Origin of the sequence: Marinobacter azerbaijanicus (genome assembly GCF_030250645.1) — a bacterium.
Lineage (GTDB): Bacteria > Pseudomonadota > Gammaproteobacteria > Pseudomonadales > Oleiphilaceae > Marinobacter > Marinobacter azerbaijanicus.
In genome coordinates, this window is record NZ_JASSVS010000006.1 from 295,258 (window position 1) to 321,106 (window position 25,849).

The following is a 25,849-nucleotide window of genomic DNA, read 5'->3' on the forward strand; positions in this document are numbered from 1 at the left end:
AGTGGGCGCGGATCAGATACTGTCTTTTTCTGTATCCGATTCTTCTGTCAGTTTGCGTTCTGTTTCATTCCACTGCTCGGACAGTGCCTCATAGGCATTCGAGAACCCCTTCTTGGTACGCTCCCAGGCAGATGAGGAACTGGCCTGGAGGTCATCATACCAGCTCTGGACGCGCTCTCGCTGTTCCCGTAGAGACTCCAGGCTCTTCTGCGACCGCTCGCGGGCCTTGTCACTCATGTCGTTCCAGTTCTGATCCAGTTCCTGCTGAAGTGTTTCAATCCGCTTGTCCAGCGCCGAAAGCGTACTTTCAATGGAGGCTTCCGCTTCTTCTTTCTGGTCCGCCCCAAACTCTTTCAGGGCCTGGCCAAGCTCCCGGGTTTCCTTCTTGAGGGACTCAACTGACGAATCATCTGATGGTTCCGCATGTAGAGAACCGGAGACACCAAACGCAAAAGCAAGCACCAGACAATAACCGAACTGTTTCATATACATTATGATTTACCCCCTCGAAATTATTGAGTAAACAATAGCAGTCTTTACCGGGACTGCCTGCACCTTAGCAAAGCTTAATCAATCGACAATACAAGGAAATATTTCGGTAAAACAGTCCCTTGAGGTATTTAATACTTACCGGCCTGGCGCTTCTACACTGCCACTATTTGTGCCGTTACGATGCATGTGCCACGTTTAAACACGAAGCCATCTAATAGGAGAAAGGATATGCTCTATTGGGCTGTTGTGTGTCTCATCGTCGCGATAATCGCCGGCGTACTGGGTTTTGGTGGTATCGCCGGAACAGCTGCAGGGTTTGCAAAAGTTCTGTTCTTTATTTTCCTTATCCTGCTTGTTATATCGCTGGTTGCCAATGCCATGAAAGGCAGGGGGCCAAAACTCTAGTAGCAGGCGGCCCCGGGAGCAAGGCATCAGTGGCCCTCCCGGGCCTTTGCCAGCGCAGCCAAAACTGCATCGCAAACCTCCTCCTGGTTTCTGCCAACGCAATCTACGGTTATATCAGCAAAGCGGGAGTAAAGTTCAAAGCGTTCCGCAAACAACTCTTCCAGTGACTGGTCCGGCCGGCGTGATATGCCCCTGGCACTGTAGTCACCGATACGTTCAAGCACCACTTGCAGCGGGATATCCAGAAACACCACAAAGGCACCGGCTTTTAGGTGTTGCATCGCCGGTTCACTGTATACGGCACTGCCACCGGTAGAAATAACCTGTTGCTGCACGTCCAGTTTGAGCAGCACCCGCTCTTCTATGTCTCTCAGCGCCCGGTAGCCGTCACCATCAACGATTTCCTGCAGGGTACGGCCGGTTTCCTGCTGAATCAGCAGGTCCGTATCAATAAACCCGAGCCCCAACCGCTTGGCCAGGAGCACCCCGACCGTGCTTTTACCACTGCCCGGCATACCGATTAGTACAACATTGCTTGACGTTTTATCCGTGGACACCCTGCCTCCAAAATCTGCCAGGAGTGAGAACTGGCCGGCTATACTGAAAAAAGTAACACTTTTCCGACAAAGACTGCGCTTTTTTCACCGACTCAAGCCCGTATAATCTCGGGTGTGGCAGCTTGATGGCAGGCAGCCAGTCACTGGTTACGCGCTCAAAGAGTGAACAATGACAAGCGGCAAAACCCTTTTCGCCTCATCGCTGACAGTTCTGCTACTGGCCTTCTCTGCGCCGGTAGTGTCGGATAATATCAAGCGCATCGTCCACCCGGATGGAACGGTGGAGTACACCAACGTGAAAGACAGCGGTCAGAAACGGGCCTCTTCAAAGGACGAAGTCGTTTATCGTTACCGGGACGATAACGGCGTGGTTGCCTACAGCGGTGTCCAGCCCGCAAGTACCGATTTCGATGTCATTCGCTTCCACTGCTACGCCTGTAACCCGGATTCCAACGTGAACTGGCGCACCACGCCTCTGTTCCTGAAACCCTACCAGGACGAGATCAGGACCGCCGCCAGCGAGTTCAATGTCGACCCGGCGCTGGTGCGTGCTGTTATTCACGCCGAATCTGCGTTTAACGACAAAGCCCTGTCACCCAAGGGCGCCCAAGGTCTCATGCAACTTATGCCTGCAACCGCACAGGAGCTGGGTGTTCGCAATGCCATGGTTGCCCCGGAAAACATCCGCGGTGGTGTCAATTACCTGGCCCGCATGCTCAAGCGCTTTGATGGCGATATCAAGCTGGCGACGGCGGCCTACAATGCCGGCCCCGGGGCTGTTGGACGTCACGGAGGCATTCCCCCCTACGCCGAAACCCGCGCCTATGTAGAACGGGTGGGGATCCTTCACGAACGGTACGCGAGCAACTGACCCAGTGTCCCACCCCGCTAGCCAAATGCCAGCCAGGCGCCCACCAGTATCATCAGGCTACCAGCCACCCGGTTGACCGTACGGACGCCGCCGCCCTGTTTGAGGGCCTTGCGCAATGTCTTGCCACCATGCGCATACAGCTGCAGACAGAGGAATTCCAGACCCAGGATAATCAGGATCAGCGCGGTCAGTTGCGGTAGCATCGGCAGCTTATTGTCGATGAACGGTGGCAGCAGCGCGATGAAGAAAGCCCAGCCCTTGGGGTTGGCAATGGCGGTCACAAAGCCCTGCAGAACCAGTTGCAGGCGTGAACTTTCAACTGGTCCTGCGTCTTCCTCCGGCATTGCCATTTTCCCCCGGGACCGCCACATCTGGATGCCCAGCCATGCCAGGTAGGCACCGCCGGCGTATTTGAACACGGCGAACGCTGTCGGGTATTTCAGCATGAAGGTCGCCACACCCACCGCCGCCGCAGTAGCCACCAGAGCAACACCAACCAGCTCGCCGGCCATCATCCACAAAGCCCGCTTTACGCCAATGGTAATCCCCAGTGACAACGCCAGGGTCATACACATGCCCGGCGTAATAGACACCACAAAAAACGTCGGAATAAAGGCAGACAACAAGGCCAGATTCAGTGACACCACAAACAGACTCTCTCATTGAAGGGGGCGAAGCCGTTAATTATACAACCCCTGCAGATAACGCAACCCGGAGAGCTGCGCCATCTGACCGCGAATCCATGCCACTCTTTCCCACACGTAAGCCGAAGGGCTGGCGGCACTGAGAACTTTCGGGTTGGGAAGAACCGCCGCAAGCGTTGCTGCCTGTATCTGAGTCAAATGGCTGGCAGGAATTCCAAAATAGGCCCGGCTGGCCGCCTCAACACCGTAGACCCCCGGACCAAACTCGGCAATATTCAGGTATACCTCGATAATCCGCCGCTTGGGCCATGTCGCGTCAATCCCCAGCGCCAGCCCCGCCTCAAGAGCCTTGCGTATAAAGCTGCGCCCATTCCACAGGAACAGGTTTTTTGCAGTCTGCTGGGTAATGGTGCTGGCGCCTCTCAGGCCCTGGCCCGCCTGGTACTCCGCCAACACCTTACGAATGGCGCCAAAGTCCACTCCGTGATGATAAGGAAAGCGCTGATCCTCGCTGGCTACCACGGCCAACGGCATCCAGGGTGATATATCATCCAGGCTTACCCACTCCTGCCTGAGTTCGTAATCGGAGCCGGATAACAAATGCCCCACTATAAAGGCGGAAATGGGCGGATTCACGAAGCGGAAAAGCACGATCACTGCAATCACAAGCAGGAATACCGCGGCAACGGCCCAGACAAGTGTACGCAGGGATTTTCGGATCAGGGACTGACTTGCCACAGTGCTATCATCAACCAGTAGTGGGTGCATTAATAAAATTGGACAAAGCCTGACCGGACTATACCATTGCCCTCATGAAGCTTTCCCGAATTCTCAGTAATCAGAACGGCGTCAGTCGCAAACAGGCCAATGCGTTGATTGCCGGCGGAACCGTCATGGTGGACGGCGTTGTCTGTCGCGAAGCCGCACGGGAAGTAGACCGTTTCTCAACGGTAACCAGCCAGGGCAGCATTATCCAGGCGGGAGAATCTGCACACTACCTGATGCTGCACAAGCCGGCCGGATACCTCAGCGCCACCACAGACCAGGTTCACAAAACCGTAATGGAGCTGATCGCCCCCGACCTTCAGAAAGACCTCCATATCGCTGGCCGACTCGACCGGGCCAGCACCGGACTGCTGATTCTGACCAATGACGGCAACTGGTCGCGCCGACTGACCGAACCGGAAATCAGAATACCCAAGGTTTACCAGGTCGCCACCGCCAGTGCGATCACTCCTGTGACAGCCGAGCGTTTTGCTGAAGGTATCTGGTTCGAGTTCGAGCAACTCAGGACATCATCGGCCCGGCTCGAACTGCTTGGCGCGCAGGAAGCAAGAGTGACCATCTACGAGGGCCGCTACCACCAGATAAAACGCATGTTCCATGCAGTAGGCAATCGCGTCACGGCTCTTCACCGGGTAAGCATGGGCGACATTCACCTTGATGGAAGCCTTGAACCGGGCGCCTACCGCCCGCTGGGAAAGGCCGAGATCAACTCCGTCTGAAGAGGCCCTGACGTGACAGACATTGAAAACTCGAGCTATTACCCCCGACCACTGCGGCATCTGAGCAGCTACCTGTCCGGCCTGGTACAGGGGCGACTCTGGCTGAAGGTACTCGTCGGCATGTTTCTGGGCCTGGTAACGGGCACCTTGCTGGGCCCCTCGGTTGGCCTCGTGGAGCCCGCGACGGGCACCCTTATCGGTAACTGGCTGGCATTTCCCGGGCAGCTTTTCCTGGCCACGATACAGATGATCGTCATTCCCCTGGTTATTGCCTCCGTTGTACGCGGCCTTGCCGCCAGCGAGGACCTCGACCAACTCCGCAAAATGGGGCTGCGGGTCACCGCATTCTTTATTATCACCACTGCAGTCGCAGCCTCCATCGGATTATGGGTCGGCAGCCTGATGAACCCCGGCGGCATGATGACCAGCCTGGCAAACACGGTCGAGTCCGGTGAAAATATGACAACTGCGGCCACCATGCCCAGTGTGGACGAACTTCCCGGAACTCTGATTGGCCTGCTTCCCGGCAACCCGCTGGATGCCATGGTCGAAGGTCAGATGCTGCAGGTGGTGATCTTCTCGATCATCGTCGGCATCGCTCTGGTGAGCATGGCCCCGGAAAAATCCCGGCCCTTGCTGGATCTGCTGGACTCCCTTCAACAGGTCTGCATGACGGTGGTGCGCTGGGCCATGCGGCTGGCACCTTACGCGGTATTTGGTCTGATGGCACAGCTTACTACCACTATCGGCTTCCAGGCCATGGTAGGCATGGCGTCCTATGTAGCAACGGTACTGGTGGGGCTGCTGCTTCTGCTTGGCGTATATATGCTGATATTGAAGTTGCTGGCCGGCCAACCGCCGATACAGTTCATCAAGGACAGCCGCGATGTACTGTTGCTCGCATTCTCCACCTCAAGCTCTGCAGCGGTGATGCCGCTGTCGATCCGTACCGCTGAAGACAAGCTCGGGGTGCGGCCCTCGGTGTCCCAGTTCGTCATTCCGCTGGGTGCCACCATCAACATGAACGGCACGGCGCTTTACCAGGCTGTGGCGACGGTCTTCCTGGCGCAGGTTTACGGGATCGATCTCAGTATGGGCAGTATGGCGCTGGTGGTGGCCATGGCGGTGGGCGCGTCCATCGGCTCGCCGGCCACGCCCGGCGTTGGTATCGTCATTCTGGCAATGGTTCTGCAGACCGTGGGAATTCCACCCGCGGGTATTGCGTTGATCATGGGCGTGGATCGGATTCTGGATATGTGTCGCACCGCCATCAACGTTACCGGAGACCTGGTCACCTGCCGCCTGATGGAAAACTGGTCCGGCAAGCGGCTACCTTCAGAGCCGGAGTCCCAGGAGCAGTGACGGAGACGCACCGGAGCGCTTTCTGGTAACCTGACGGCAGAAATGTCCAATCGGGAGCTTCCATGAGTAGTCTAGAGATCGACATTGTTTCCGACATCGCCTGCCCCTGGTGCGCCATTGGTTACGCCCGCCTGGAAAAGGCCATGGAGGCGCTGAAGGACGAGATGTCGTTCAGTGTGGAATGGCATGCCTTTGAGTTGAACCCGGACCCTTCCGGGGACGGCGAACCTATCCTGCCAGCCCTGAGCAGAAAATACGGTCGCAGTGAAGACGAGATGAGGGCCAGCCAGGCGCAGATGATTGAGATCGCCACGGGCTTGGGGCTGAACTTCGAGAAGCTCCAGGAACGTTATACCCGTAATACCTTTGATGCTCACAGGCTGGTGAAGTGGGCTGGTGAACAGGGTAAACAGACCGCGATGAAGATGGCCTTTTTCGAGGCCTACTTTGGCCGCGCAGAGAACATCTCAAACCCGGACGTACTGATTCAGTGCGTAGAAGCCATCGGGCTGGACGGGGACAAAGCCCGCGAGGTACTGGCGTCGGACCAGTATGCGGATACTGTGCGGCAGGATGAAGCCCAGTACCAGCAGGCTGGCGTTTCCGCAGTACCTGCATTCATCATTAATCAGAAATACCTGATTTCCGGAGCTCAGGAACCGGAAACACTGATCAAGGCGTTCCAGGAAATCGCTGAATCCGCCTAAAGGCCCGGCTCAGAGAACCTGGCGGACAGCCCCTTCCTTGGGGGCTGTCCGCCAGACTAACCGTTACTCCGAAGCTGCAATCAGGCTGGCGTTGCCGCCGGCTGCGGTGGTATCCACACACAGATGACGTTCAATCACGAACCGCTGATCAAGCTTGTGCTCGGTAATCAGCGGCAGCAGTGGACCTTCCCGCTTTGCCAGGGCCTGGCGGTACTGTTTCAGCAATGACTGCTCGGCACAGCTTACAGCGGCATGGAAGCCACGTGCCTGGGCAAGTGCCTCTGGCTCCAGTAGGCCGTCAATTCCCGCCACTGGCAGGCCAGCCTTGGCGGCACGACTGACGGCGTCTTCGACACCCGGAGCTATCATCACCACCTTGTTGCCCTGGGACAAGGCTGTTGCCGCCTGCTCAAGCGCCGTCTCACTGTCCGGCCCAAGGCAGAGCACCACCCCGCGGGCGTGATTGGACAGACGGTTCAGCTCGCCGGTTGGCCCCGGCAGTTCTTCTGCATGGGCATCCAGCGGTGCCGGGACCTCGCCGAAGATCGGTTTCATGGCCTCGATCCTTGGCTCCGGTGCGAGCGCTTTGACACTATTCACCTTACCAATGAGGCCTTCAAGCTTCTTGATATCCACCTGCCTGGCACCGGAGTCCGCCGGACGTTCAACGGTCTCACCCTTCAGGAAGCGGCGTACGTACTGAGGGCCGCCGGCCTTGGGGCCGGTACCGGAAAGGCCTTCGCCACCAAATGGCTGGGAACCGACAATGGCACCGATCTGGTTCCGGTTCACATAGGTGTTGCCAACCTTGATGCGGCTGGAAATGCGATCCACACGGCGATCCACACGACTGTGAATACCGAAGGTCAGTCCGTAGCCCTTGGCGTTGACGTCGTCGACCACTTTGTCGATGTCCTTCGCGGCAAAGGTGGCAACGTGCAGCACCGGCCCGAAGATCTCTTCTTCCAGCTCCTCGATGCCACTGACACTGATAACGGCCGGCGAGACAAAGTTGCCTTTATCCGGAACCGGTAGTTTCTTCATCAGCCGCCCTTTGGCTTCGTATTTGTCGCAGTGATCGACAATCTTCTTCCGGGCCGCGTCATCAATCACCGGCCCAACATCTGTGGACAGCAGCCAGGGATCGCCGATGCCCAGTTCATCCATGGCGCCATAGAGCATTTCCAGCAGGTGGTCGGCGATATCTTTCTGCACATACAGCATACGCAGTGCGGAACAGCGCTGACCTGCACTCTGGAAAGAAGAGGCCAGCACATCCCGCACCACCTGCTCCGGCAGCGCGGTGGAATCCACGATCATGGCATTCAGACCGCCGGTCTCTGCCACCAGTGCGGCATCGGGTGCCATGTTCTCACTCATTTTCCCGTCAATGCGCTGGGCGGTTGCGGTGGAACCGGTAAAACACACACCTGAAACCCGGGAATCGGAAGTCAGTGCCCCACCGACGGTAGCGCCCGTGCCGGGCAACAACTGGATGACGTTCTGGGGAATACCTGCCTCGTGCATAAGCTCTACGGCCCGCACCGCAAGCAGCGAGGATTGCTCGGCCGGCTTGGCCAATACGGTGTTGCCAGCCACCAGGTTGGCAAGGATCTGGCCGGTGAAGATTGCCAGCGGGAAGTTCCAGGGTGAAATACACACCACCACCCCGCGCGCGTCACCACTGCCCTCATAGCGAATGCCTTCGTTGGCATAGAACAGGGCAAAATCCACGGCCTCCCGAATTTCTGCAACGCCATCCAGCAGTGACTTCCCGGCTTCCCGGGTAGCCAGAGCAAAGAGCTCATAGGCGTTCTCCTCGTAGAGATCAGCCACCCTGCGAAGACACGCCGCACGCTCTTCGGCCGACCGGGCAGACCAGGCCTTGAAGCCTTCCTGGGCGGCTGTGATTGCTGTATTCACATCGTCTTCGGAGGCCTGGGTCACATGGCCCACCGTGTCTTCGGGGTCAGCCGGATTGCGGACCATCTGGACCTCTGCACCAGCCACTTCGCCGGCAATGATCGGCCCGCCTTTCCAGCGATAGTCGCGGTAGGCGTCACGGCCTTCATCAATTTCCTTAACGGTCACGGGGTCAGTAATATCCCAGCCCTTGGAGTTGCGGCGCTGCTCACCGAAGATTTTGTAGGGGTGCACAATCGCCTTGCTGGAGATGTTGCTGCCCATCTCCTTGACCGAGTCGATCGGATCCTTTGCGATTTCCTCCGGCGTGATCCGCTTGTCCACGATCTGGTTCACGAAGGAGCTGTTGGCGCCATTTTCCAGCAGGCGGCGCACCAGGTAGGCCAGCAGATCTTTATGGGGGCCCACCGGCGCATAAATGCGACAGGGCACGCCACTGATCTTCAAAACTTCGTTGTGAAGGGATTCACCCATGCCATGCAGGCGCTGGAACTCGTAGTTATCCTCCCCCCTGGCCTTCGCCAACTCCAGAATCGCCGATACGGAATGGGCATTATGGGTGGCAAACTGCGGGTAGATCCTGTCTGTCATGTTCAGCAGCTTGGTGGCGCAGGAGAGGAACGACACGTCGCTGCAAGCCTTGCGGGTAAACACCGGAAAGCCGCTCAGCCCCATCACCTGGGCACGCTTGATTTCAGCGTCCCAATAGGCACCCTTGACCAGGCGCACCATAAAGCGGCGATCGTATTTATCGGCCAGGCCATACAGCCAGTCCAGTGTATACGATGAACGCTTACCATAGGCCTGCACCACAACGCCAAAGCCGTCCCAACCGGACAGCTCCGGATCAGACACCAGGGCCTCGATCACATCCAGCGACAGGTCCAGCCGGTCCTGCTCCTCGGCGTCGATATTGAAACCCATATTGGCAGCAGCAGCCTTTTTGACCAGCTCTTTCGCACGGGGAAGAAGTTCATTCATCACCCGCTCTTTGTTGCCATACTCATAACGCGCCAACAGCGCTGAAAGCTTGACGGAAATGCCAGGGTTCGTGCGCACATCGCCCTTACAGAACTTGGCGATACTGTCGATGGCGTTGGAGTAGGAATCATAATAGCGCTTGGCGTCAGCGTCAGTGCGTGCTGCCTCGCCCAGCATGTCATAGGAATAGGTGTATCCCTTGGCGACGTATTCCTTGGCTTCGTCCTGGGCTTCATTGATATCACGGCCCAACACGAACTGGCGGCCCATCTCCTTCATGGCCTGGCCAGCAACGGTACGAATAACCGGTTCACCGAAGCGTTTCAGCAGCTTGCGCAGTGTATCGCCCACACTGTGGCGCTCAGAATCCTTGAGCAGGTTGCTGGTCATCAGCAAGGCCACAGTCGCCGTGTTGATCAGGGGTGATGACGCCCGGCCCACGTGGGTACCCCAGGCGCCGGACGTGATCTTGTCCTCAATCAGTTCGTGGATGGTCATGTTGTCAGGTACACGCAACAGCGCTTCTGCAAGACACATCAGTGCCACACCCTCTTTGGTGGTGAGGCCATATTCCGCCAGGAACTTTTCCATGATGGTGGACTTGGCGTTCTTGCGGACGCTACGGACCAGGTCGGCAGCGCGGGCTGAGATTGCGTCACGTTCGGCCTGGCTCAACTGGGCGCCAGCAATCATCTCACTAATCACCTTGTATTCGTCCGCCAGATAGTAACTGCGGATGGCCTGTCGGCTGTCGACCAGTGTGGGAGTCTCTGACTGCTGCGGTCTCATAGTTGAACCCTCTTAGTTGTTTGTCTTTCCCGCATTCTACCGGGAACGACAAAGACTATTTGACTGTAAAAACCAGGCGGACGCGACTTTCAGTCTTTTTTAGTGAACAAAAATTTATATTTTACCTCTCAATTGACTATTTTTAAGGCCAACTTCCTAAACAGGGTTGTCAATCTGCCTTCGCGGCCAACTCCCGAAGCACGCCGTGCGCCACGGAGAAGACCGCGCAATCCACTTCACTTGCCGCCTGCATATCCGCCAGCATCCGGTGCCATCTCTCCAGGAGCGCCTGCTTGTCGTCGCGCCAGGCTTCCAGCATCTGCTCCGGAGACATGCCCGCTTCCGCAGGCGCTGCGGAGAGCACGCTCAGCGTGAGATTCCGCAACTGGTGGTCCAGCTCGTCCCGATAATGGAGTGTCGCCAATACCTGCCAGTGGCCACGGGCTCTAAAGGCCCGCATCTGCCGGTCCAGCCAGACCAGGTTAAGGCCTTCGCCCAGACTGAAATACACCCAGGCGACCGATGCCAGATCCCGCCCAAGCCGACGGCCAATCTCGATGATGTCCATCAGCCAGTACCGGCTCTCTGCAGACGCGCAATACGCGGCCAGACCTACCGGAACGGTTTGCTCACAGTATTTATCATAGCGTTCCTGCCAGCGACTTGCAGGAATCACCGATTCCAGGCTCTCTGTTGAAGCCAGTACCTCGGCCAGGGGCCGCTGATAATGAGCGACACAGGAGACCGGATCCAGGCTGCTCCGGCGGTTGTGCAGCAACCAGCTGGTACTGCGGGTAACCAGACGAATCACGTCACTGAATAATTGCGTTTGCACGCCAGAACTGATTTTTCCATCCAACCCTTCTATGGCCTTCCAGTGTGTCTCTACGTCATGGATCTGGAGGGAGATCAGGTAAGCGGCGGCAATCCGGCCATAGTCCGCACCCGTGGCGTTACGGAGCTTATCTGCCCAACTGATGCCCATCCGGTTGACCATATCGTTGGCGAGCTGGGTGGCTGAAATCTCCGGGCGCAACGGATGTGCATCAATCGCCTCAGGGAACCGTTCGAGTAACGATGCCGGAAACGCCGAATAAAGCGCCTGGGCAAAACGGTTATCGTGAACAATGGGTGTGGTAAGCAGTGCCTGCTTGAGTTCTATCTTGGCATAGGAAATCAGCACGGAGAGCTCCGGGCGGGTGAAGCCGCAGGAGCGCTCACGCCGCTCCCGCAATTGTTCATCGTCGGGAAGAAACTCAAGACTCCGGTCAAGCCTGCCTTCGGCTTCCAGCCGCCGCATCAGGCGCTCGTACTCGTCCGTGGTGGCAACTACACCGGTCTGGGCAATGCTCAATGCCATGGCCTGACGATAGTTGTTGCGCAGCACCAGCTCCGACACCTCGGGAGTCATTGCCCTGAGCATCTGGTTGCGCTCATCGAGTGTCATCCGCCCGCGATGCACCTGTTCATTAAGGAGAATCTTGATATTCACCTCATGGTCCGAACAGTCCACACCGCCTGCATTATCAATAAAGTCGGTATTGGCAGCCCCACCGGCCAGGGCGAAACCGATCCGGCCAAGCTGGGTGATACCGAGGTTGCCGCCCTCGCCAAGAACCCGGCACCGCAACTGGTTGCTGTCTATCCGGACGGCGTCGTTGGACTTGTCACCAACATCCTCATGGGATTCCCCGGCCGCCTTGACATAGGTGCCAATGCCACCGTTCCAGAGCATGTCCACCGGTGCTTTCAACAGTGCCCTGATCAATTCGTTGGGCGGCAGACGATCAGCATCGATACCCAGGCGAGCCTGCATTTGTGGTGATATCGGAATCCACTTCGCAGCCCGGGAAAAGACACCGCCGCCCTCGCTGATATATTGCTCGTTGTAGTCCGTCCAGCTTGACCCGGGCATCTCGAAAAGGCGCTTGCGCTCGGCGAATGAAGCCCTGGCATCCGGCTCCGGATCAACAAAAATGTGCAGGTGATTGAACGCGCCGATCAGGCGGATCCGGTCCGACAACAACATGCCGTTGCCGAACACATCGCCCCCCATGTCTCCAATGCCGACCACGGTGAATTCATCAGCCTGGGTATCGATGCCCTTCTCCAGGAAGTGCCGTTTGACCGACTCCCAGGCTCCCCGTGCGGTAATCCCCATTTTCTTGTGGTCATAGCCCTCGCTGCCGCCGGAGGCAAAGGCGTCCCCGAGCCAGAAGCCATAGTCATGGGCCAGTCGGTTGGCGATGTCGGAAAAGGTTGCGGTTCCTTTATCGGCAGCAACAACGAGGTAGGTATCGTCACCGTCATGACGAACCACATCGGCCGGTGGCACCACCTCCGCCTCATTCAGGTTATCGGTCAGATCCAGCAGCCCGCGGATGAAGGTCTGATAGCAGGCAATACCTTCCTCCCTCAGGGCCTCGCGAGAGCCGTCTTCCGGTGGATGTTTGACGATGAACCCACCCTTGGCCCCCACTGGCACAATCACTGAATTCTTGACCTGCTGAGCCTTCACCAGCCCGAGAATTTCCGTGCGATAGTCCTCGACACGATCGGACCACCGAAGTCCACCACGGGCGACAGGGCCCGCCCTGAGGTGAACCCCCTCCACCCGCGGCGAACAGACAAATACCTCGAAATGCGGGCAGGGTTTGGGAATATCGGGAATGGAGGAGGGGTCGAGCTTGAGGGAGAGATAACCCTTGAACTCGCCGCTGCTCTGGCGTTGGAAGTAATTGGTTCTCAGCGTCGCCTTGATCAGCACATAAAACCGCCTGAGGATTCGGTCATCATCAAGGCTTTTCACCGCCTCAAGGGCATCGAGAATCTCGTTCTCGATTTTCTCGGACTCCGTTTCCCGGCTTTGCGCCAGGGCATCATCGGGATTGAACCTGGCATTGAAGAACGCCACCAGCATGGCGGTAATATCCAGGTGCCGGGCCAGTGTGTCGGCAATAAATGGCTGACTGAACCCAAACCGCAACTGTTTGATATAGCGGGAATAGGCGCGCAGGATGCTGACTTCACGCCACCCCAGACTGGCGGCCATCATCAACTGGTTGAAGTCGTCGTTCTCCGCGAAACCATTCCAGATTTCGCGGAATCCCTCCTGCAGCAGGGGCTTGGCCTTTTCAATATCGGCACCACGGCAACGGGAATGAAACTCTACGGTGAAATCACTGACTCCGAACTGCTCGCCGTCACGACGCCGTATACGATAAGGATGCTCCCCGAGAACCCGCATGCCAAGGTTTTCAAGAATCGGAATCACGTCCGACAGGATCACTGATTGACCCTGGCTGTAGAGCTTGAAGTTCAGCTCCTGCTCTCCCTGCTCCACCGGCTGGTAAAAGCGCATGGGCACATCGGAAGTCAGGGCAATGGACTGAATCTGCCGGATATCCTCAACGGCGTCCTCAATGGAAAATTTCGACCGGTAACTGGACGGAAAGCCACCACTGAACATGTCCGCGCAGCGCCTTCCGGAGGTGTCGCCCAACACTGTCACCAACCTGCTGAGCAGTGCATCGTCCCAGGCCCGGGCCTCCTGCATCATCGTCGCCACGATATTCCTGAGATGTCGCGAATCGTCCGGATCGTAATCCTCGCCCTCCAGGGCCTCGGAAAGCTGTTCCAGCAGAGTCTGTTTTTGTTGGGAGTCAGGCTGGGGCATCGGGAATCTCCGGAATATCAACTGGGGCATGTATGACTGAGCACAGTATAGCCAACTCAGGAAAGTCTCTTTGCCCGTATAGTTTTAAAATGCAGGTATTTTGATTATATTCGTGAGCTCAAATAGCCGTTAATCAAGCCTGGAAATCAATTTATGGTCGAACTGGACAGAATCGATCACTCCATCATCCGCGAACTGCAGAAGCATGCGAGGATCACAGTAACTGAGCTGGCCTCACGGGTGGGATTGTCAAAAACACCCTGCCAGGTCCGCATGCGGCGTCTTGAAGACCAGGGTTACATCACCGGCTATACGGCCCTGGTCAACCAGACCAAGCTTGGACAGAGCCATATCGCCTTTGCCCAGGTCACCCTTGACGACACCAGCAGCAGTGCCCTGGCGGCATTCAACACTTCAGTAAAGCAGATTTCGGCGGTGGAGCAGTGCCACATGATCGCTGGCAACTTCGATTACCTGCTGAAAGTGCGTACCCGGAACATGGCCGAGTACCGGCAGGTTCTGGGGGAACAGATATCAGCCCTTCCCCACGTGCTGCAGACAAGCACGTTTGTGGTCATGGAGAGCGTCAAGGATGCGGGGCTCTGATCAACCCTGGCGCGCCCCTTATAAGAAACGGGCATAGATACGCCCGCAATGCTCCCAATTCAACTAACCACCCTGGTTATCTGTTGCTACTTTTCAGGAGGGTATGGTCAGGAAGTCCTACCCACTCCGAAAAACAACACTCGTAACAGAGGGACCGTCATTCGCTGACGCCCTGTCAATCAAGCCGTATGACGTCACGGATGGCGCGACCGAAAACAGGGATGCATCATGGCTATAAACAGACTCTGGCAACCACTTATGGTGGTTGCACTCTCCTCGGCATTACTCACTCCGGCAACAGCAGACCAGGAAGCGGTCGCCGATGGCTCCAGGGCAGACAACAAACATCTGCTTCACGATACGCCGCTTCCCGATGGGCACGTGCCGGCCAACGTTAACTACGGTTTCAATGTGATCGGGCGGGATACCCTAGGCGGTATTTCCGACGGCCTCTACACCGATGTGTGGGCCCATGATGGCTATGCCTACGTGGGCACATTCCAGGAACCGGACTGCACCCGCGCAGGTGTCTACATATCCGACATTCGCGACCCCTTTAATCCCACCACCGTCGGAATGATCAAGTCACCGCCGAATACACGCATCAATGACGTGAAGGTGACCCGGATTGATGACCGTACCGTGCTGATTCATTCCCTCGAGCCCTGCGGGCCACAGGTAGGTAATGGACGAGCCGTTGGCGGGGGCAACGGAGGTCATCAGCAGGGCCAGTTTGGCGTTTCACTGTGGGATGTCACTGACCCTGCAAAACCTCATGCACTGAAACAGAACTTTCTCGACTTTCCGGTTCACAACGTGTTCCCGTGGACCACGGCCGAGGGTAATACCTATATGCTGGTGGTGGACGACATCGCTGCCAACGACCTGAAAATCGTAGACATTACCAAGCCCCAGTCCCCCAAACTGATTGCGACCACAGGCATTGAAACATGGCTCGCGACCAACCCGGAGATTGCGGCTGACGGCCAGTTATTCATGGGCAGCTTCGCTGCATCACTTCTGCATGATGTCTGGGTCAATGACATGAACCCCGGCCCGGGGGAAAACTGGCAGGCAGTGCTTCCTTACTGGGATGCGGGCTTTATCACGATCGATGTCAATGATCCCTATAACCCCGTCTTCCTCGCGGATTCCACCTATCCCGATCCGGACCCGGTGCACAACATATCGCCTCCGGAAGGCAACGCCCATGCAGCTGTTTTCGCCGGCCCCAACTTCGACAAGATCTTTGCCGGAGATGAAGATTTTGACTCTCTTTTCACAGCTGTCACGGTAGAGGGTGAAGATTATCGCGCAAGCCAGGGCAGCGATGTGCCGCAGATTGGTCCGGGTGCAGATATCGAAGAAATCGTGGACCAAACCGCTTACGTGGGGCTGGCTTGCGACAGTTCGGTACCGCCAGCCGCCGGTACCGGTGCGAGCATTGCCGTTATCGAGCGCGGCGCGTGCGCGTTTACAACCAAGGCCCAGGCCGTCCAGGCTGCGGGCTACAGCGCCGGTGTGGTCTTTAACTCGGCCGCAGAGGGCAACTGCGAGGCCACCGTTTCAATGCTCGTTGAGGCGGACATCCCGATGTTGTTCGTGCCCCGTTCCGCAGGCTTTGCAATGCTGGGAATCGATGGTTATGACCCTGCGCTGTGCCCCGACAATGAAGCATCCAACCCTCCGCTACCGACACCCTCCTCACTTGGTCTTGTGGCAACCCTGGGGGCGGCATTCGACGGCTGGGGATACCTGCATACACTGAACAACGTCAACAGCCAGGTCACTGTCGAGCGCGGTATGGGTGAAGATGCAGAAACCGTGACGGTGGATTACCTCGGCGAGATGGGCTACTACGCGCCAGCCGAGGTCACTGATCCGGAGCTTGCCACCGGCGCGGGCGACCTGACCATGCATAACCTGGAAATTGACCCCACCAATCCCGACCGGACCTTCATCAGTTGGTATTCGCTGGGTATGCGTGCCGTGGAATGGCGTGAGGGGCATCTGCATGACAACAGCAACGGTGAGGGTGTTGTGTCCTGGAACATGCACGAAGTCGGTCGGTTTATCGCTGGCGAAGAGTACGGTGACTCTGCCGGGTCCAATTTCTGGGGCGTCCACGTTACGCAGATAGGAGGCGAGCAGTATATTCTGGGTTCCGATCGTAATACCGGGCTGTGGATCTTTCAGTGGAACTGTGAAGACGCAACCGATGTGCTCTATTGCGAGGCCCCCGCTTCACCCTGAAACAACCCCCAACCGGACGGCTCCTGCCGTCCGGTTGGGGCCTGCCTGTTCCCGGCCAACAAACAAACCCGATGTTGTATGCCCGGTGCTTTCCATGGATTATTGAACCCGGACATCGCTTTTACAGGCTGGGAGCTTCATGAATATCCGAACTCTGGAAACCTTTGTCTGGATCGCCAGGCTGGGTAGTTTCCGTGCTGCCGCCAGCAGGGTCTATGCATCACAACCCTCGGTATCGGCTCGCATTGCCGGGCTGGAAGACCAGCTTGGAATAGAACTGTTTGATCGTTCCGGCAAGAAGATCACACTGACAGCCAAGGGTCGGGAATTTCTGGTGTACGCCGAGAAAATGCTGAGCCTGCATGGCGAGATGTTGCAAGCCGTCGCCAAACCATCGTCCATCCAGGGCACCATTCGCCTTGCCGTCTCGGAAACCATTGCCCATACCTGGCTGCCTCAGTTGCTGGAACGTGTGAGCGAAGCCTACCCGGCTATCAACCTTGAACTGGACGTGGATATCTCCGTCAACCTGGCGGAGAAACTCAAGAACCACGAAATCGACATCGCCTTTCTCATGGGCGGCGTCAACCAGCCCGGCATCATAAACCGCGACCTGTGCCGCTACTCACTGACCTGGGTTGCGAGCCCACAGCTGAACATCCCGGAGCAGGCCATGTCTCTGGCGGAACTCGCCACATGGCCAATCGTAACCTACCCAAGACAGAGTGAGCCCTACATTGCCATCCGCTCACTGGTGGACCCCATGAACCATTCCACCCGCATTCATTCCTGCTCGTCACTTTCAACCATCATCCGCATGACGGTGGACGGCCTCGGGGTCAGCGCCCTTCCCCGGGAAATCCTTCAGCGTGAACTGGACACTGGCGTGCTGCGGCAATTCAAGGTTGATGCCACTGTGCCGGATCTCACCTTCATTGCAGCCTACAGGGCAGCACCAAACAGCAGTGTCGTACACGCAATCGCAGAACTTGCACTGATAACCGCAAAAGAGCGCACCGGATTGGCCAGATAGTCCCCGCAGAGCGTTGAAATACCTGAGTGATCCATTTTTTCTATCAAAACTGATACCAAATTTCGATTTGTGTTAATCATTACTTCTGCCTTAAATGTAAGAAACTCATCTATCGGGCAGAAACATGACAAGCATCGCTCAGCTGGACGCACACTCAACACCCCAGGCTGTTCGCAAAGCCGCGAGAGAAGGCAGCCTGACCGGGCCAACATCCGGGCTTGCCAGCGGTTATGTCCAGGTCAATCTGGTCATCCTGCCGGAATCCCAGGCTGCGGGCTTCCTGCGTTTCTGCCAGGCCAACCCCAAGCCATGCCCTCTGCTGGCAGTCAGTGAGCCTGGCGCTCGCACCTGCACCCTTTTAGGCCGTGATCTGGACATCGCCCGCGATGTGCCAGCCTATCGGATCTACCGCCATGGTCAGGTGAGTGACACCCGTACGGATGTGGCGGAAGACTGGCGGGACGACCTGGTGACCTTTGCTCTTGGCTGCTCCTTTACCTTCGAGCACGCTCTGATCAGCGCCGGGATTCAGGTGCGCCACATAGACGAGGTCAGAAACGTGCCGATGTACAACACCTCTGTACCACTGACTCCGGCAGGTGGTTTTGGCGGCAACCTGGTTGTCTCGATGCGACCGTTTGTGGCCGCTGACGCCATTCGCGCCATCCAGATTACTACCCGTTACCCGCAGGTACACGGGTCTCCCGTGCACCTGGGCAATCCATCACTGATCGGCGTTTCCGACCTGAGCGCGCCGGATTACGGCGACTCCGTTTCCGTGGGCGCCGATGAGATTCCGGTATTCTGGGCCTGTGGCGTTACACCGCAACAGGTTCTGATCGATTCCGGTGTCGAGTTTGCGATCACCCACAGCCCGGGGCACATGCTGGTCACGGATATTCCTGACAACAGCCTGGCCCTGTTCTGACCAGAACCAACCCCGACGAAGACCATGAGGAAAATACCATGAATACAAAAACAGCCCTCGTTTCAGCCTCCCTGATTGGCCTGGCCTTTGCCAGTTCACCTGCGCTGGCGCAGGACCTGGACAAGACCAGCTTCAACTATGTGGGAAGCTGGAGCAGCCTGTCCCTGTACCAGAACTTCGAGCGCCCATTCTGGGAGAAACACGTTCCGGAAGCCTCTGATGGCCAGATCACGACTGAAGTCACCACCTTTGACCAGATGGGCCTGGGCGGTGGTGAGGTCTACCGACTGATGAGCCGCAACGTCATCGAAGTCACCTCGACAGTGGCCGATTATGCGGTCGAGGATGCCCCGGAACTGGAAGGGCTGGACATGCCCATGATCGCTCCGGACGTGGAGACAGCCCGTAAAGTGGCAGAAGCCTATCGCCCGGTTCTCGCCGATGCGTTTGAACAGCGTTACGACGGTGCCCATCTGCTGGCCGTTGTGCCTTACCCTTCGCAAATGGTGTTCTGCAACGCCGACATCGACGGCCTGAGTGACCTCAAGGGCATGAAAGTTCGCGCCAGCGGTCGTACCACTGCCGAATTCCTTCAGGCTCTGGGTGCCGAAGGCATCACACTGAATTTCAGTGAAGTACCCGGCGCGTTGCAGCGTGGCGTTATCGACTGCGCCGTGACCGGTTCCCTCTCCGGTTACAGCTCTGGCTGGCACGAAGTATCCACCCATCTGTACCCGCTGCCGGTCGGCGGCTGGGACCACGTGGTTACTGCCATGAATGGCAAGAAATGGAACTCACTGTCAGAAGAAACCCAACAGTGGCTGACTGCTGAAATCAAGGAAAACTATGAAGACCCGGTCTGGGCCTCTGCGGTAGAGGAGACCAAAGAAGGCATCGCCTGCCTGACCGGCAACGGTGAATGCTCCCGCGGTGACGCCGGAGACATGGTACTGGTGGAAGCCACTGATAATGACTTCACCGAAGCCGCCCGCCATCTGGAAGAAACCCTGTTGCCTAACTGGGCACAGCGCGTCGACCAACAATGGGTTGATCGCTGGAACGAAACCGTAGGTGAAGTAACCGGACTGAGCGCGTCCAAGTAACACGCCTCTCACCCATAACGGCGACCGGGGTGGTCACACTGCCCCGGTCGGTCTGGAGAATAACATGTTGCAACAGGTGAACTCGTTTCTCGACCGCGTGCTCGCGGGCGTTAAAGTCGGCTCGCTCTGGTTTGCCCGGGCAGGGGGCGTGATGATCCTGCTGACTGTGGCCCTGGTTACTATCGAAGTGGCCTCACGGGTATTCATGGGTCGCTCAGCGGTCCATGCCACTGAGCTGACCGGTTACATCATGGCCATCAGCGCCAGTTGGTCCTTCGCCTACACTCTGATGTGCAAGGCGCATATCCGCATTGATGCCCTGTACCTGACTTTTCCCATGAAAGTCCGAGGCGTGCTTGACCTGGTCGCTCTACTGGCACTGGCGATGTTCTCCATTCTGGTGGTCGACGCGGTTTTCTCAGTCCTCAGCCACTCCTATAGCGGCGGATCGACAGCCAACACGCCACTGGGCACCCCGTTGTGGATGCCACAGGCGTTGTGGTTTGTGGGATTGGTCTGGTTTGGTTTTGCCGTGTGTGTAGTTTCCCTGAGAGCCTTTTTCGGTTTGCTCAGCGGCGACACCGAAGGTGTGCAGAAGCTGGCGGGCAGTCCGACGCTGGACGAACAGATTAGCGATGAAAACAGGGAAGCACGTTCATGATTATCACCGCTCTGGTTATTCTGATGGTTCTGCTTCTCCTGAGCGTTCCTGTCGCCGCCACGCTGATTGCTCTGGCCCTGGTCCTGGCGGAACTGTTCTCGCCGTTCCCGCTGCTCAACGCGATGGGGGACGTGCTCTGGTCTGCGTCTGACAAATACCTGCTGATAGCCATACCCCTGTTCATCCTGCTGGGGGAGATTCTGGTGCGCACCGGCATTGCCCGTGGCACCTACCGTTCCCTGGAAAGCTGGATGTCCTGGCTACCGGGGGGCCTGCTGCATGCAAACATTGGCACTGCAACCCTGTTCTCGGCCACCTCTGGCTCCAGCGTTGCCACGGCGGCCACGATCGGTACCGTGGCGCTTCCGCAGGGCAAGGAAATGGGTTACGACCCCAAGCTGTTCACCGGTTCCATTGCCGCTGGCGGCACCCTGGGCATCATGATTCCGCCATCGATCAACCTGATTGTCTATGGATTTCTGACCGAAACCTCGATTCCGCAGCTGTTTGCTGCCGGTCTGATACCGGGTCTGCTGCTTGCTCTCATGTTCGTTGTAGGCACAGCCCTGATCTGTATCTGGAAGCCGAGTCTGGGTGGGCCCAGCGTGTCACACAGCTGGGGGGAGCGGTTTTCCGGTCTCAAACACCTGGTGCCGGTGTTGACGCTGTTCGGTATTGTGGTCGGGTCCATCTATGCCGGCGTGGCAACACCTACCGAAGCGGCCTCCCTGGGTGTTCTGGGCGCCATGATAATCGCCCTATCCATGGGCAAACTGTCCGTTAACGTAATTGTCCAGGCCCTGGACGGCACCATGAAGACCACCGGCATGATCATGCTGATCATCATTGCCTCTTATTTCCTGAACTTTGTACTGGCCTCAGCGGGAGTAACCCGCGAGCTGACCGCTTTCCTGGAAAACGCCGGTCTTGGTCCCTATTCCACTCTGGTGCTGGCCATCCTGCTCTACATCATTCTCGGGTTCTTTATTGAAACCCTGTCGTTGATGGTCATCACCATACCCATTGTCGCCCCGATCCTGATCGGCCTGGGTTTCGACTCCGTGTGGCTTGGCATCCTGATTATTCTGCTCATTGAAATGGCACTGATCACACCGCCGGTGGGGCTCAACCTCTACGTAGTGCAGGGTGTCCGAAAGGGCGGGCCGTTCAGTGATGTGATGAAAGGCGCCATGCCCTACGTCGGCATCATGTTCCTGATGGCGATCCTGCTGGTGCTGTTCCCTCAGGTGGCCACGTTCCTCCCGGAGCTGATGAAGTGAACGACCATGAACCCCATTGACGGAGTGATCCAATGACAAACTTCCAATTTGCAGACAGCCAGGAAACCATTGCAGTTGATGTACGCCAACTTGTCATCGCCGGCTGGGCAGGACGGGTGCAGTCGGCCATCGACGAACACATCGAAGAGCTGAAGGAGATCGGCGTAACCCCGCCCTCCAGCACCCCGCTGTTCTACCGCGTGGCAGTAAACCAACTGACCACGGCTCCGGCTATCCAGGTGCTGGGTGAGGCGACCAGCGGCGAAGTGGAAGTGGTTCTGATCGGCAGCAACCAGGGTACGCTGGTCGGCATTGGCTCCGATCACACCGACCGTGAGGCCGAAGCCTGGTCCGTAGCCCATTCCAAGCAGGTATGCGCCAAACCCGTCAGCCCCCAGGTATGGCGGCTGGGGAGTGTCATCGAGCACTGGGACCAGCTGCAGATGGCCTCCTACGTCACCATTGACGGCAAGGAAGAGCTTTACCAGGAAGGCCCGGTGACCGGCCTGCTGCATCCTGCGGAGCTGTTGCGCCGCTTCGGGCTGGACACAGCCGAGCTGGCTCCCGGTCAGGCCATGCTCTGCGGCACCCTGCCAGTCATCGGTGAGCTGCGACCCGGTAACGCCTTCCGCATGGTCCTGAAAGACCCGGTTGCCGGGCGCGAGCTTCGGCACCGGTATGACATCCACACCCTGCCGGTGGTCGCATGAATCAGCCTACCCCACTTGCCAAACTGCTCGACGACATGAACAGTGGCCAAAAGCGGGCCACGGAGCTGCTGGACAGTTGCCTGGCCCAGACCGACACCTACGACGATGCCAAAGCCCAGGTCTACACCAGGCGCTTTGATATAGCCGCGCGCGCCGAGGCCGACGCCACTGACCGCCTTCGCCATGCCAAGGTGCCGGTTGGACAACTTGCCGGGCTGCCCATTGCCCTCAAAGCACTGTTTGACGTGGCCGGCGAAGTCACCCATTCGGGGTCCCAGGGCTGGCAAGCACCGGCAAAATCCGATGCGGTCATTGTTTCCCGTTTGCGGCGTGAAGGCGCGGTGATCACCGGCCATACCAACATGACCGAGTTTGCGTACTCCGGCGTGGGACTGAACCCCCACTACGGCACACCGGATAACCCTCTGGCGCCTGGTCGCATTCCCGGCGGCTCGTCCTCTGGCGCTGCAGTGGCGGTAGCCCGGGGAATGGCGAGGGGGGCGATCGGAACTGATACCGGCGGTTCTGTGCGCATTCCGGCAGCGTTCTGTGGCCTGGTGGGTTTCAAACCCTCCCAGTCCCGCGTTCCCCGCGAAGGCACTTACCCACTTTCCGACAGTCTCGATTCCATCGGCCCTATCGCGCCCACAGTGGACTGCTGTGCCCGTCTCGATGCGGTACTGTCCGGACGCCGATACCAGCCACTCAGGCCGTTTCCACTGAAGGGCCTGCGCTTTGTGGTCCCCACTGATTACATGCTGGACGGTCTCGATGAGACCATTGCACAGGCATTTACCCGCAGCCTGACTATTCTGCGCAACGCCGGCGCCAGCATTATTGAAGCGCCTGCGCCAGTACTTGCTGCAATCCCTGAGCTCATGGAGGGCGGAGGCTTCACTGCTGCCGAAAGCTACTTCGTTCACCGCCAGTCTCTGGCTGACCACGGGGACCAGTACGACCCCCGCGTGCGTAGCCGGATAGAACGTGGCGCTGCCATTACCGCCGCCGATTACCTGGAACTCTGTCGCCGACGACAGCAACGCAAGCAGGAGGCGGACGAATGGCTGCAGGATTACGATGGCCTGCTGGCCCCCACGGTGCCGGTGGTCCCCCCGCGTTTCGAGGAACTGGCTGCTGATGAGGATTACGCCCGCCTGAACCTGCTGGTCCTGCGTAATCCCACCGTGGCGAACATGCTGGACCTGTGCGCCATTACCCTTCCCAACCACAAGCCCGGTGACCTGCCTTGCGGGCTGATGCTGATTGGCCGCAATGGTGCGGATGACACGCTGTTGCGGCTGGCGCAGGGTATTGAGCAGGTGTTGTAACGATCATGCTGACCGTGCTGCTGACCAAGCTCATTGCTACCGCACTGGTGGTCATCGGTGTCTCGGTTGCAGTAGGCAGGCTGGGCCCCAGACTGGGCGGCATTATTGCCGGAACGCCCATTATCCTGGGCCCCGGCTACTTCTTCCTGTTACAGGAGTGGCCCACTGAGTTTATCCAGGACGCAGCACTAGCAACCCTGCATGCGCTGATTGCCACCCTGTTGTTCAGCATCAGTTTCGTATTGACCGCCGAGCGGTTGGGCGCCCTGCCCAGTCTTGGCCTGGCGACCCTGATCTGGATTCCGGGGGCGTATCTGTTTTCCTTCATGCCCGGCGGCGTTGCCGTTGCGGTCGCACTCTATGGTGTGGTGCTGCTGTTGGCGGAAGTCATCAAACGTACACTCGACCTGACGCAGCCCAAAGTAGTGGCAGTCTCCGGGTGGTCTGATGTCGTGCTACGGGGCCTTCTTGCCGGGGTACTCGTGGCTGTCGCCACGACTCTGGGCGCCCACTCCGGCCCTCTGCTGTCGGGCATATTGGTGGGTTTTCCCGTGGGTCTGTTCACAATTGGCTGGACACTCCATGACCGTTATGGCCCCGAGGTGGCAAGAGCCACCGTAGCCGCTGCACAACAGGGCATGCTCAGCCTGGTTGCCTTTGCCCTGGCAACGGCGCTGCTCGCCGGGCATGTGGCACCGATGGTGACGTTCCTGGGCGCCCTGCTGGCATCCATTGCCGTCAGCGCCGCATTGTTCACCATAAGTCAGTGGCGGGTGCGACGCGCATACGGGCACCTGCTGGCCCCGGAATCAACAATCAAAGGAAGTCACACCCATGAGTGACAGAAACACCGAGCCCGACACATCCGTTACTGATTCCCGTTCCGGCGGAGAAAATGCCCGCCGCATCCTCCGCCGGGACCCGAACCCTCACATGTTCAGGCAGATCAGTTTTCGATCAGTGCAGGCGCGAAACCGCATCATGCTCTCCCCCATGTGCCAGTATTCCGGCGACAACGGGCTCTCCAATGATTGGCATTTTGTTCACCTGGGAGCGCGGGCGGCCGGCGGCGCGGGCTGGGTATTTACCGAAGCCGTACACATCGAACCCCGGGGGCGGATCACGCCCCACTGCCTTGGGCTATGGAACGATGAGCAACGGGACCGCTTGGCACGGATTGCCCGTTACGTGTCGGATCAGGGCGCCGTGCCCGGCATCCAGCTTGGCCATGCCGGCCGCAAGGCATCGGTAGGGCGGCCATGGGAAGGCTCTCACCCCCTGAGTGCCGACGCCGGCGGCTGGGAAGATCTGGTGTCTGCATCCGCCCTGCCCTATGCCAGCGGGTGGCAGGTACCGGCAGCGATGACAGACCATCAGATTGGCGAGTCGCTGCAAGCCCTGAAATCCGCCACCCGTCGTGCGCGGGAAGCTGGCTTCAGAGCCCTGGAACTTCACGGCGCCCATGGTTATCTGATTCACCAGTTCCTGTCGCCGCTAAGTAATCAGCGTACCGATGCCTACGGCGGCTCATTTGAAAACCGTATCCGCTTCCTGCTGGAGTCCATCGCGGTAGTTCGCGAGGAATGGCCGGACGACTTGCCTCTGTTTCTGCGGCTGTCCTGTACCGATTGGATCGAAGGTGGATGGAACCTCGACGACACTGTGCAGCTGGCCACCCTGTTACAGTTTCAGGGTAATGTAGACCTGATAGACTGTTCCTCAGGAGGCAACGACCCGCGACAGAAAATACCCATTCACCCGGGTTATCAGGTGCCGCTGGCCCAGGCTGTGCGTTCGCGGGCCAACATCGCGACCGGCGCGGTTGGCCTGATTCACAGCCCGGATCTGGCGGAGTCGATTATCGCCAATGGGCAGGCTGACCTGGTGATTCTGGGGCGGGCGCTGTTAGCGGATCCGGCCTGGCCGCTTCGTGCTGCCGCGGCGCTGAAAGCCGAAAACGTTCAGTGGCCCAGACAGTACGAACGCTCAAATATTTTCTGAGCCACCACGCAGGTTTATGCAAAGAGAGGTCACC

22 protein-coding genes are annotated in these 25,849 nt (G+C 58.1%); 16 read left to right on the forward strand and 6 right to left on the reverse strand.

What is annotated here, in order from left to right; all coding sequences use genetic code 11:
* Positions 1–12: 12 nt before the first annotated feature.
* The gene (locus QPM17_RS13965; protein WP_285391412.1) at positions 13–492 is read right to left on the reverse strand and encodes a sll1863 family stress response protein; all 480 of its coding nucleotides are present in this window, start codon (positions 490–492) and stop codon (positions 13–15) included.
* Between the two features lie 228 nt (positions 493–720).
* Between QPM17_RS13965 and QPM17_RS13970 the strand changes: the two genes are divergently transcribed.
* Positions 721–897: a DUF1328 domain-containing protein gene (locus tag QPM17_RS13970; RefSeq protein WP_285391413.1), complete on the forward strand. Its 177-nt coding sequence runs from the start codon at positions 721–723 to the stop codon at positions 895–897.
* A 26-nt stretch (positions 898–923) separates the two neighbouring features.
* On the opposite strand, the gene QPM17_RS13975 is transcribed toward QPM17_RS13970, so the two are convergent.
* Entirely contained in the window at positions 924–1,454 is a 531-nt protein-coding gene (locus QPM17_RS13975; RefSeq protein ID WP_285391414.1) for a shikimate kinase, read from the reverse strand.
* A gap of 169 nt (positions 1,455–1,623) precedes the next feature.
* On the opposite strand from QPM17_RS13975, the gene QPM17_RS13980 reads away from it, so the two are divergent.
* Positions 1,624–2,325 (forward strand): lytic transglycosylase domain-containing protein, encoded by a 702-nt coding sequence (locus QPM17_RS13980; RefSeq protein ID WP_285391415.1) that lies wholly within the window; start codon positions 1,624–1,626, stop codon positions 2,323–2,325.
* A gap of 17 nt (positions 2,326–2,342) precedes the next feature.
* Here QPM17_RS13980 and QPM17_RS13985 read toward each other — a convergent pair whose 3' ends face one another.
* Positions 2,343–2,969 carry a LysE family translocator gene (locus QPM17_RS13985; protein WP_285391416.1) on the reverse strand — a complete coding sequence of 209 codons (627 nt, stop codon included), beginning with the start codon at positions 2,967–2,969 and terminating at the stop codon, positions 2,343–2,345.
* A gap of 36 nt (positions 2,970–3,005) precedes the next feature.
* Complete coding sequence (mtgA, locus tag QPM17_RS13990; RefSeq protein ID WP_285391417.1) at positions 3,006–3,707, reverse strand: monofunctional biosynthetic peptidoglycan transglycosylase; 702 nt, start codon at positions 3,705–3,707, stop codon at positions 3,006–3,008.
* A gap of 74 nt (positions 3,708–3,781) precedes the next feature.
* Between mtgA and QPM17_RS13995 the strand changes: the two genes are divergently transcribed.
* From QPM17_RS13995 to QPM17_RS14005, 3 genes are all read left to right on the forward strand, one after another.
* Entirely contained in the window at positions 3,782–4,474 is a 693-nt protein-coding gene (locus tag QPM17_RS13995; RefSeq protein WP_285391418.1) for a pseudouridine synthase, read from the forward strand.
* Positions 4,475–4,486: 12 nt separating this feature from the next.
* The gene (locus tag QPM17_RS14000) at positions 4,487–5,836 is read left to right on the forward strand and encodes a dicarboxylate/amino acid:cation symporter (RefSeq protein WP_285391419.1); all 1,350 of its coding nucleotides are present in this window, start codon (positions 4,487–4,489) and stop codon (positions 5,834–5,836) included.
* Between the two features lie 62 nt (positions 5,837–5,898).
* Entirely contained in the window at positions 5,899–6,543 is a 645-nt protein-coding gene (locus QPM17_RS14005) for a DsbA family oxidoreductase (protein WP_285391420.1), read from the forward strand.
* Positions 6,544–6,606: 63 nt separating this feature from the next.
* Here QPM17_RS14005 and putA read toward each other — a convergent pair whose 3' ends face one another.
* Both putA and QPM17_RS14015 read right to left on the reverse strand, forming a co-directional pair.
* On the reverse strand, positions 6,607–10,236 hold the full coding sequence (gene putA / locus QPM17_RS14010; RefSeq protein WP_285391421.1) for a bifunctional proline dehydrogenase/L-glutamate gamma-semialdehyde dehydrogenase PutA: 3,630 nt from the start codon (positions 10,234–10,236) through the stop codon (positions 6,607–6,609).
* 169 nt (positions 10,237–10,405) lie between these two features.
* Positions 10,406–13,912 (reverse strand): NAD-glutamate dehydrogenase, encoded by a 3,507-nt coding sequence (locus tag QPM17_RS14015; protein WP_285391422.1) that lies wholly within the window; start codon positions 13,910–13,912, stop codon positions 10,406–10,408.
* Between the two features lie 153 nt (positions 13,913–14,065).
* On the opposite strand from QPM17_RS14015, the gene QPM17_RS14020 reads away from it, so the two are divergent.
* The 11 genes from QPM17_RS14020 to QPM17_RS14070 all read left to right on the forward strand — a co-directional run bounded on the left by QPM17_RS14020 (position 14,066) and on the right by QPM17_RS14070 (position 25,815).
* Positions 14,066–14,518: an Lrp/AsnC ligand binding domain-containing protein gene (locus QPM17_RS14020; RefSeq protein WP_285391424.1), complete on the forward strand. Its 453-nt coding sequence runs from the start codon at positions 14,066–14,068 to the stop codon at positions 14,516–14,518.
* A 228-nt stretch (positions 14,519–14,746) separates the two neighbouring features.
* A complete protein-coding gene (locus QPM17_RS14025) occupies positions 14,747–16,771 on the forward strand; it encodes a PA domain-containing protein (RefSeq protein WP_285391425.1) in 2,025 nt (674 codons plus the stop codon).
* 139 nt (positions 16,772–16,910) lie between these two features.
* Positions 16,911–17,804 (forward strand): LysR family transcriptional regulator, encoded by an 894-nt coding sequence (locus QPM17_RS14030; RefSeq protein WP_285391426.1) that lies wholly within the window; start codon positions 16,911–16,913, stop codon positions 17,802–17,804.
* A 124-nt stretch (positions 17,805–17,928) separates the two neighbouring features.
* Positions 17,929–18,732 carry a putative hydro-lyase gene (locus QPM17_RS14035; protein WP_285391427.1) on the forward strand — a complete coding sequence of 268 codons (804 nt, stop codon included), beginning with the start codon at positions 17,929–17,931 and terminating at the stop codon, positions 18,730–18,732.
* A gap of 38 nt (positions 18,733–18,770) precedes the next feature.
* Positions 18,771–19,835 (forward strand): TRAP transporter substrate-binding protein, encoded by a 1,065-nt coding sequence (locus QPM17_RS14040; protein WP_285391428.1) that lies wholly within the window; start codon positions 18,771–18,773, stop codon positions 19,833–19,835.
* A gap of 64 nt (positions 19,836–19,899) precedes the next feature.
* On the forward strand, positions 19,900–20,496 hold the full coding sequence (locus QPM17_RS14045; RefSeq protein WP_285391429.1) for a TRAP transporter small permease subunit: 597 nt from the start codon (positions 19,900–19,902) through the stop codon (positions 20,494–20,496).
* Positions 20,493–21,776 (forward strand): TRAP transporter large permease, encoded by a 1,284-nt coding sequence (locus QPM17_RS14050; RefSeq protein ID WP_285391430.1) that lies wholly within the window; start codon positions 20,493–20,495, stop codon positions 21,774–21,776. The genes QPM17_RS14045 and QPM17_RS14050 overlap by 4 nt, the downstream gene beginning before the upstream one ends.
* A gap of 32 nt (positions 21,777–21,808) precedes the next feature.
* On the forward strand, positions 21,809–22,486 hold the full coding sequence (locus tag QPM17_RS14055) for a DUF2848 domain-containing protein (RefSeq protein WP_285391431.1): 678 nt from the start codon (positions 21,809–21,811) through the stop codon (positions 22,484–22,486).
* Positions 22,483–23,814 (forward strand): amidase, encoded by a 1,332-nt coding sequence (locus QPM17_RS14060; RefSeq protein ID WP_285391433.1) that lies wholly within the window; start codon positions 22,483–22,485, stop codon positions 23,812–23,814. Before QPM17_RS14055 ends, QPM17_RS14060 begins: the two co-directional genes overlap by 4 nt.
* Positions 23,815–23,819: 5 nt before the next feature.
* On the forward strand, positions 23,820–24,656 hold the full coding sequence (locus QPM17_RS14065) for a hypothetical protein (protein ID WP_285391434.1): 837 nt from the start codon (positions 23,820–23,822) through the stop codon (positions 24,654–24,656).
* A gap of 91 nt (positions 24,657–24,747) precedes the next feature.
* Positions 24,748–25,815, forward strand: a complete 1,068-nt coding sequence (locus tag QPM17_RS14070; RefSeq protein ID WP_422732770.1) for an NADH:flavin oxidoreductase/NADH oxidase — start codon at positions 24,748–24,750, stop codon at positions 25,813–25,815.
* Positions 25,816–25,849 lie beyond the last annotated feature (34 nt).

Coding starts and splice junctions, on each gene's coding strand:
- QPM17_RS14050 (WP_285391430.1), top strand. CDS start 20,493: ATGATTATCACCGCTCTGGTTATTCTGATGGTTCTGCTTCTCCTGAGC.
- QPM17_RS13980 (WP_285391415.1), top strand. CDS start 1,624: ATGACAAGCGGCAAAACCCTTTTCGCCTCATCGCTGACAGTTCTGCTA.
- QPM17_RS14055 (WP_285391431.1), top strand. CDS start 21,809: ATGACAAACTTCCAATTTGCAGACAGCCAGGAAACCATTGCAGTTGAT.
- QPM17_RS13995 (WP_285391418.1), top strand. CDS start 3,782: ATGAAGCTTTCCCGAATTCTCAGTAATCAGAACGGCGTCAGTCGCAAA.
- QPM17_RS14045 (WP_285391429.1), top strand. CDS start 19,900: ATGTTGCAACAGGTGAACTCGTTTCTCGACCGCGTGCTCGCGGGCGTT.
- QPM17_RS14070 (WP_422732770.1), top strand. CDS start 24,748: ATGTTCAGGCAGATCAGTTTTCGATCAGTGCAGGCGCGAAACCGCATC.
- QPM17_RS13965 (WP_285391412.1), bottom strand. CDS start 492: ATGTATATGAAACAGTTCGGTTATTGTCTGGTGCTTGCTTTTGCGTTT.
- QPM17_RS14020 (WP_285391424.1), top strand. CDS start 14,066: ATGGTCGAACTGGACAGAATCGATCACTCCATCATCCGCGAACTGCAG.
- QPM17_RS14030 (WP_285391426.1), top strand. CDS start 16,911: ATGAATATCCGAACTCTGGAAACCTTTGTCTGGATCGCCAGGCTGGGT.
- QPM17_RS14025 (WP_285391425.1), top strand. CDS start 14,747: ATGGCTATAAACAGACTCTGGCAACCACTTATGGTGGTTGCACTCTCC.
- QPM17_RS14065 (WP_285391434.1), top strand. CDS start 23,820: ATGCTGACCGTGCTGCTGACCAAGCTCATTGCTACCGCACTGGTGGTC.
- QPM17_RS14035 (WP_285391427.1), top strand. CDS start 17,929: ATGACAAGCATCGCTCAGCTGGACGCACACTCAACACCCCAGGCTGTT.
- putA (WP_285391421.1), bottom strand. CDS start 10,236: ATGAGACCGCAGCAGTCAGAGACTCCCACACTGGTCGACAGCCGACAG.
- QPM17_RS14015 (WP_285391422.1), bottom strand. CDS start 13,912: ATGCCCCAGCCTGACTCCCAACAAAAACAGACTCTGCTGGAACAGCTT.
- QPM17_RS14040 (WP_285391428.1), top strand. CDS start 18,771: ATGAATACAAAAACAGCCCTCGTTTCAGCCTCCCTGATTGGCCTGGCC.
- QPM17_RS14005 (WP_285391420.1), top strand. CDS start 5,899: ATGAGTAGTCTAGAGATCGACATTGTTTCCGACATCGCCTGCCCCTGG.
- QPM17_RS14060 (WP_285391433.1), top strand. CDS start 22,483: ATGAATCAGCCTACCCCACTTGCCAAACTGCTCGACGACATGAACAGT.
- QPM17_RS13970 (WP_285391413.1), top strand. CDS start 721: ATGCTCTATTGGGCTGTTGTGTGTCTCATCGTCGCGATAATCGCCGGC.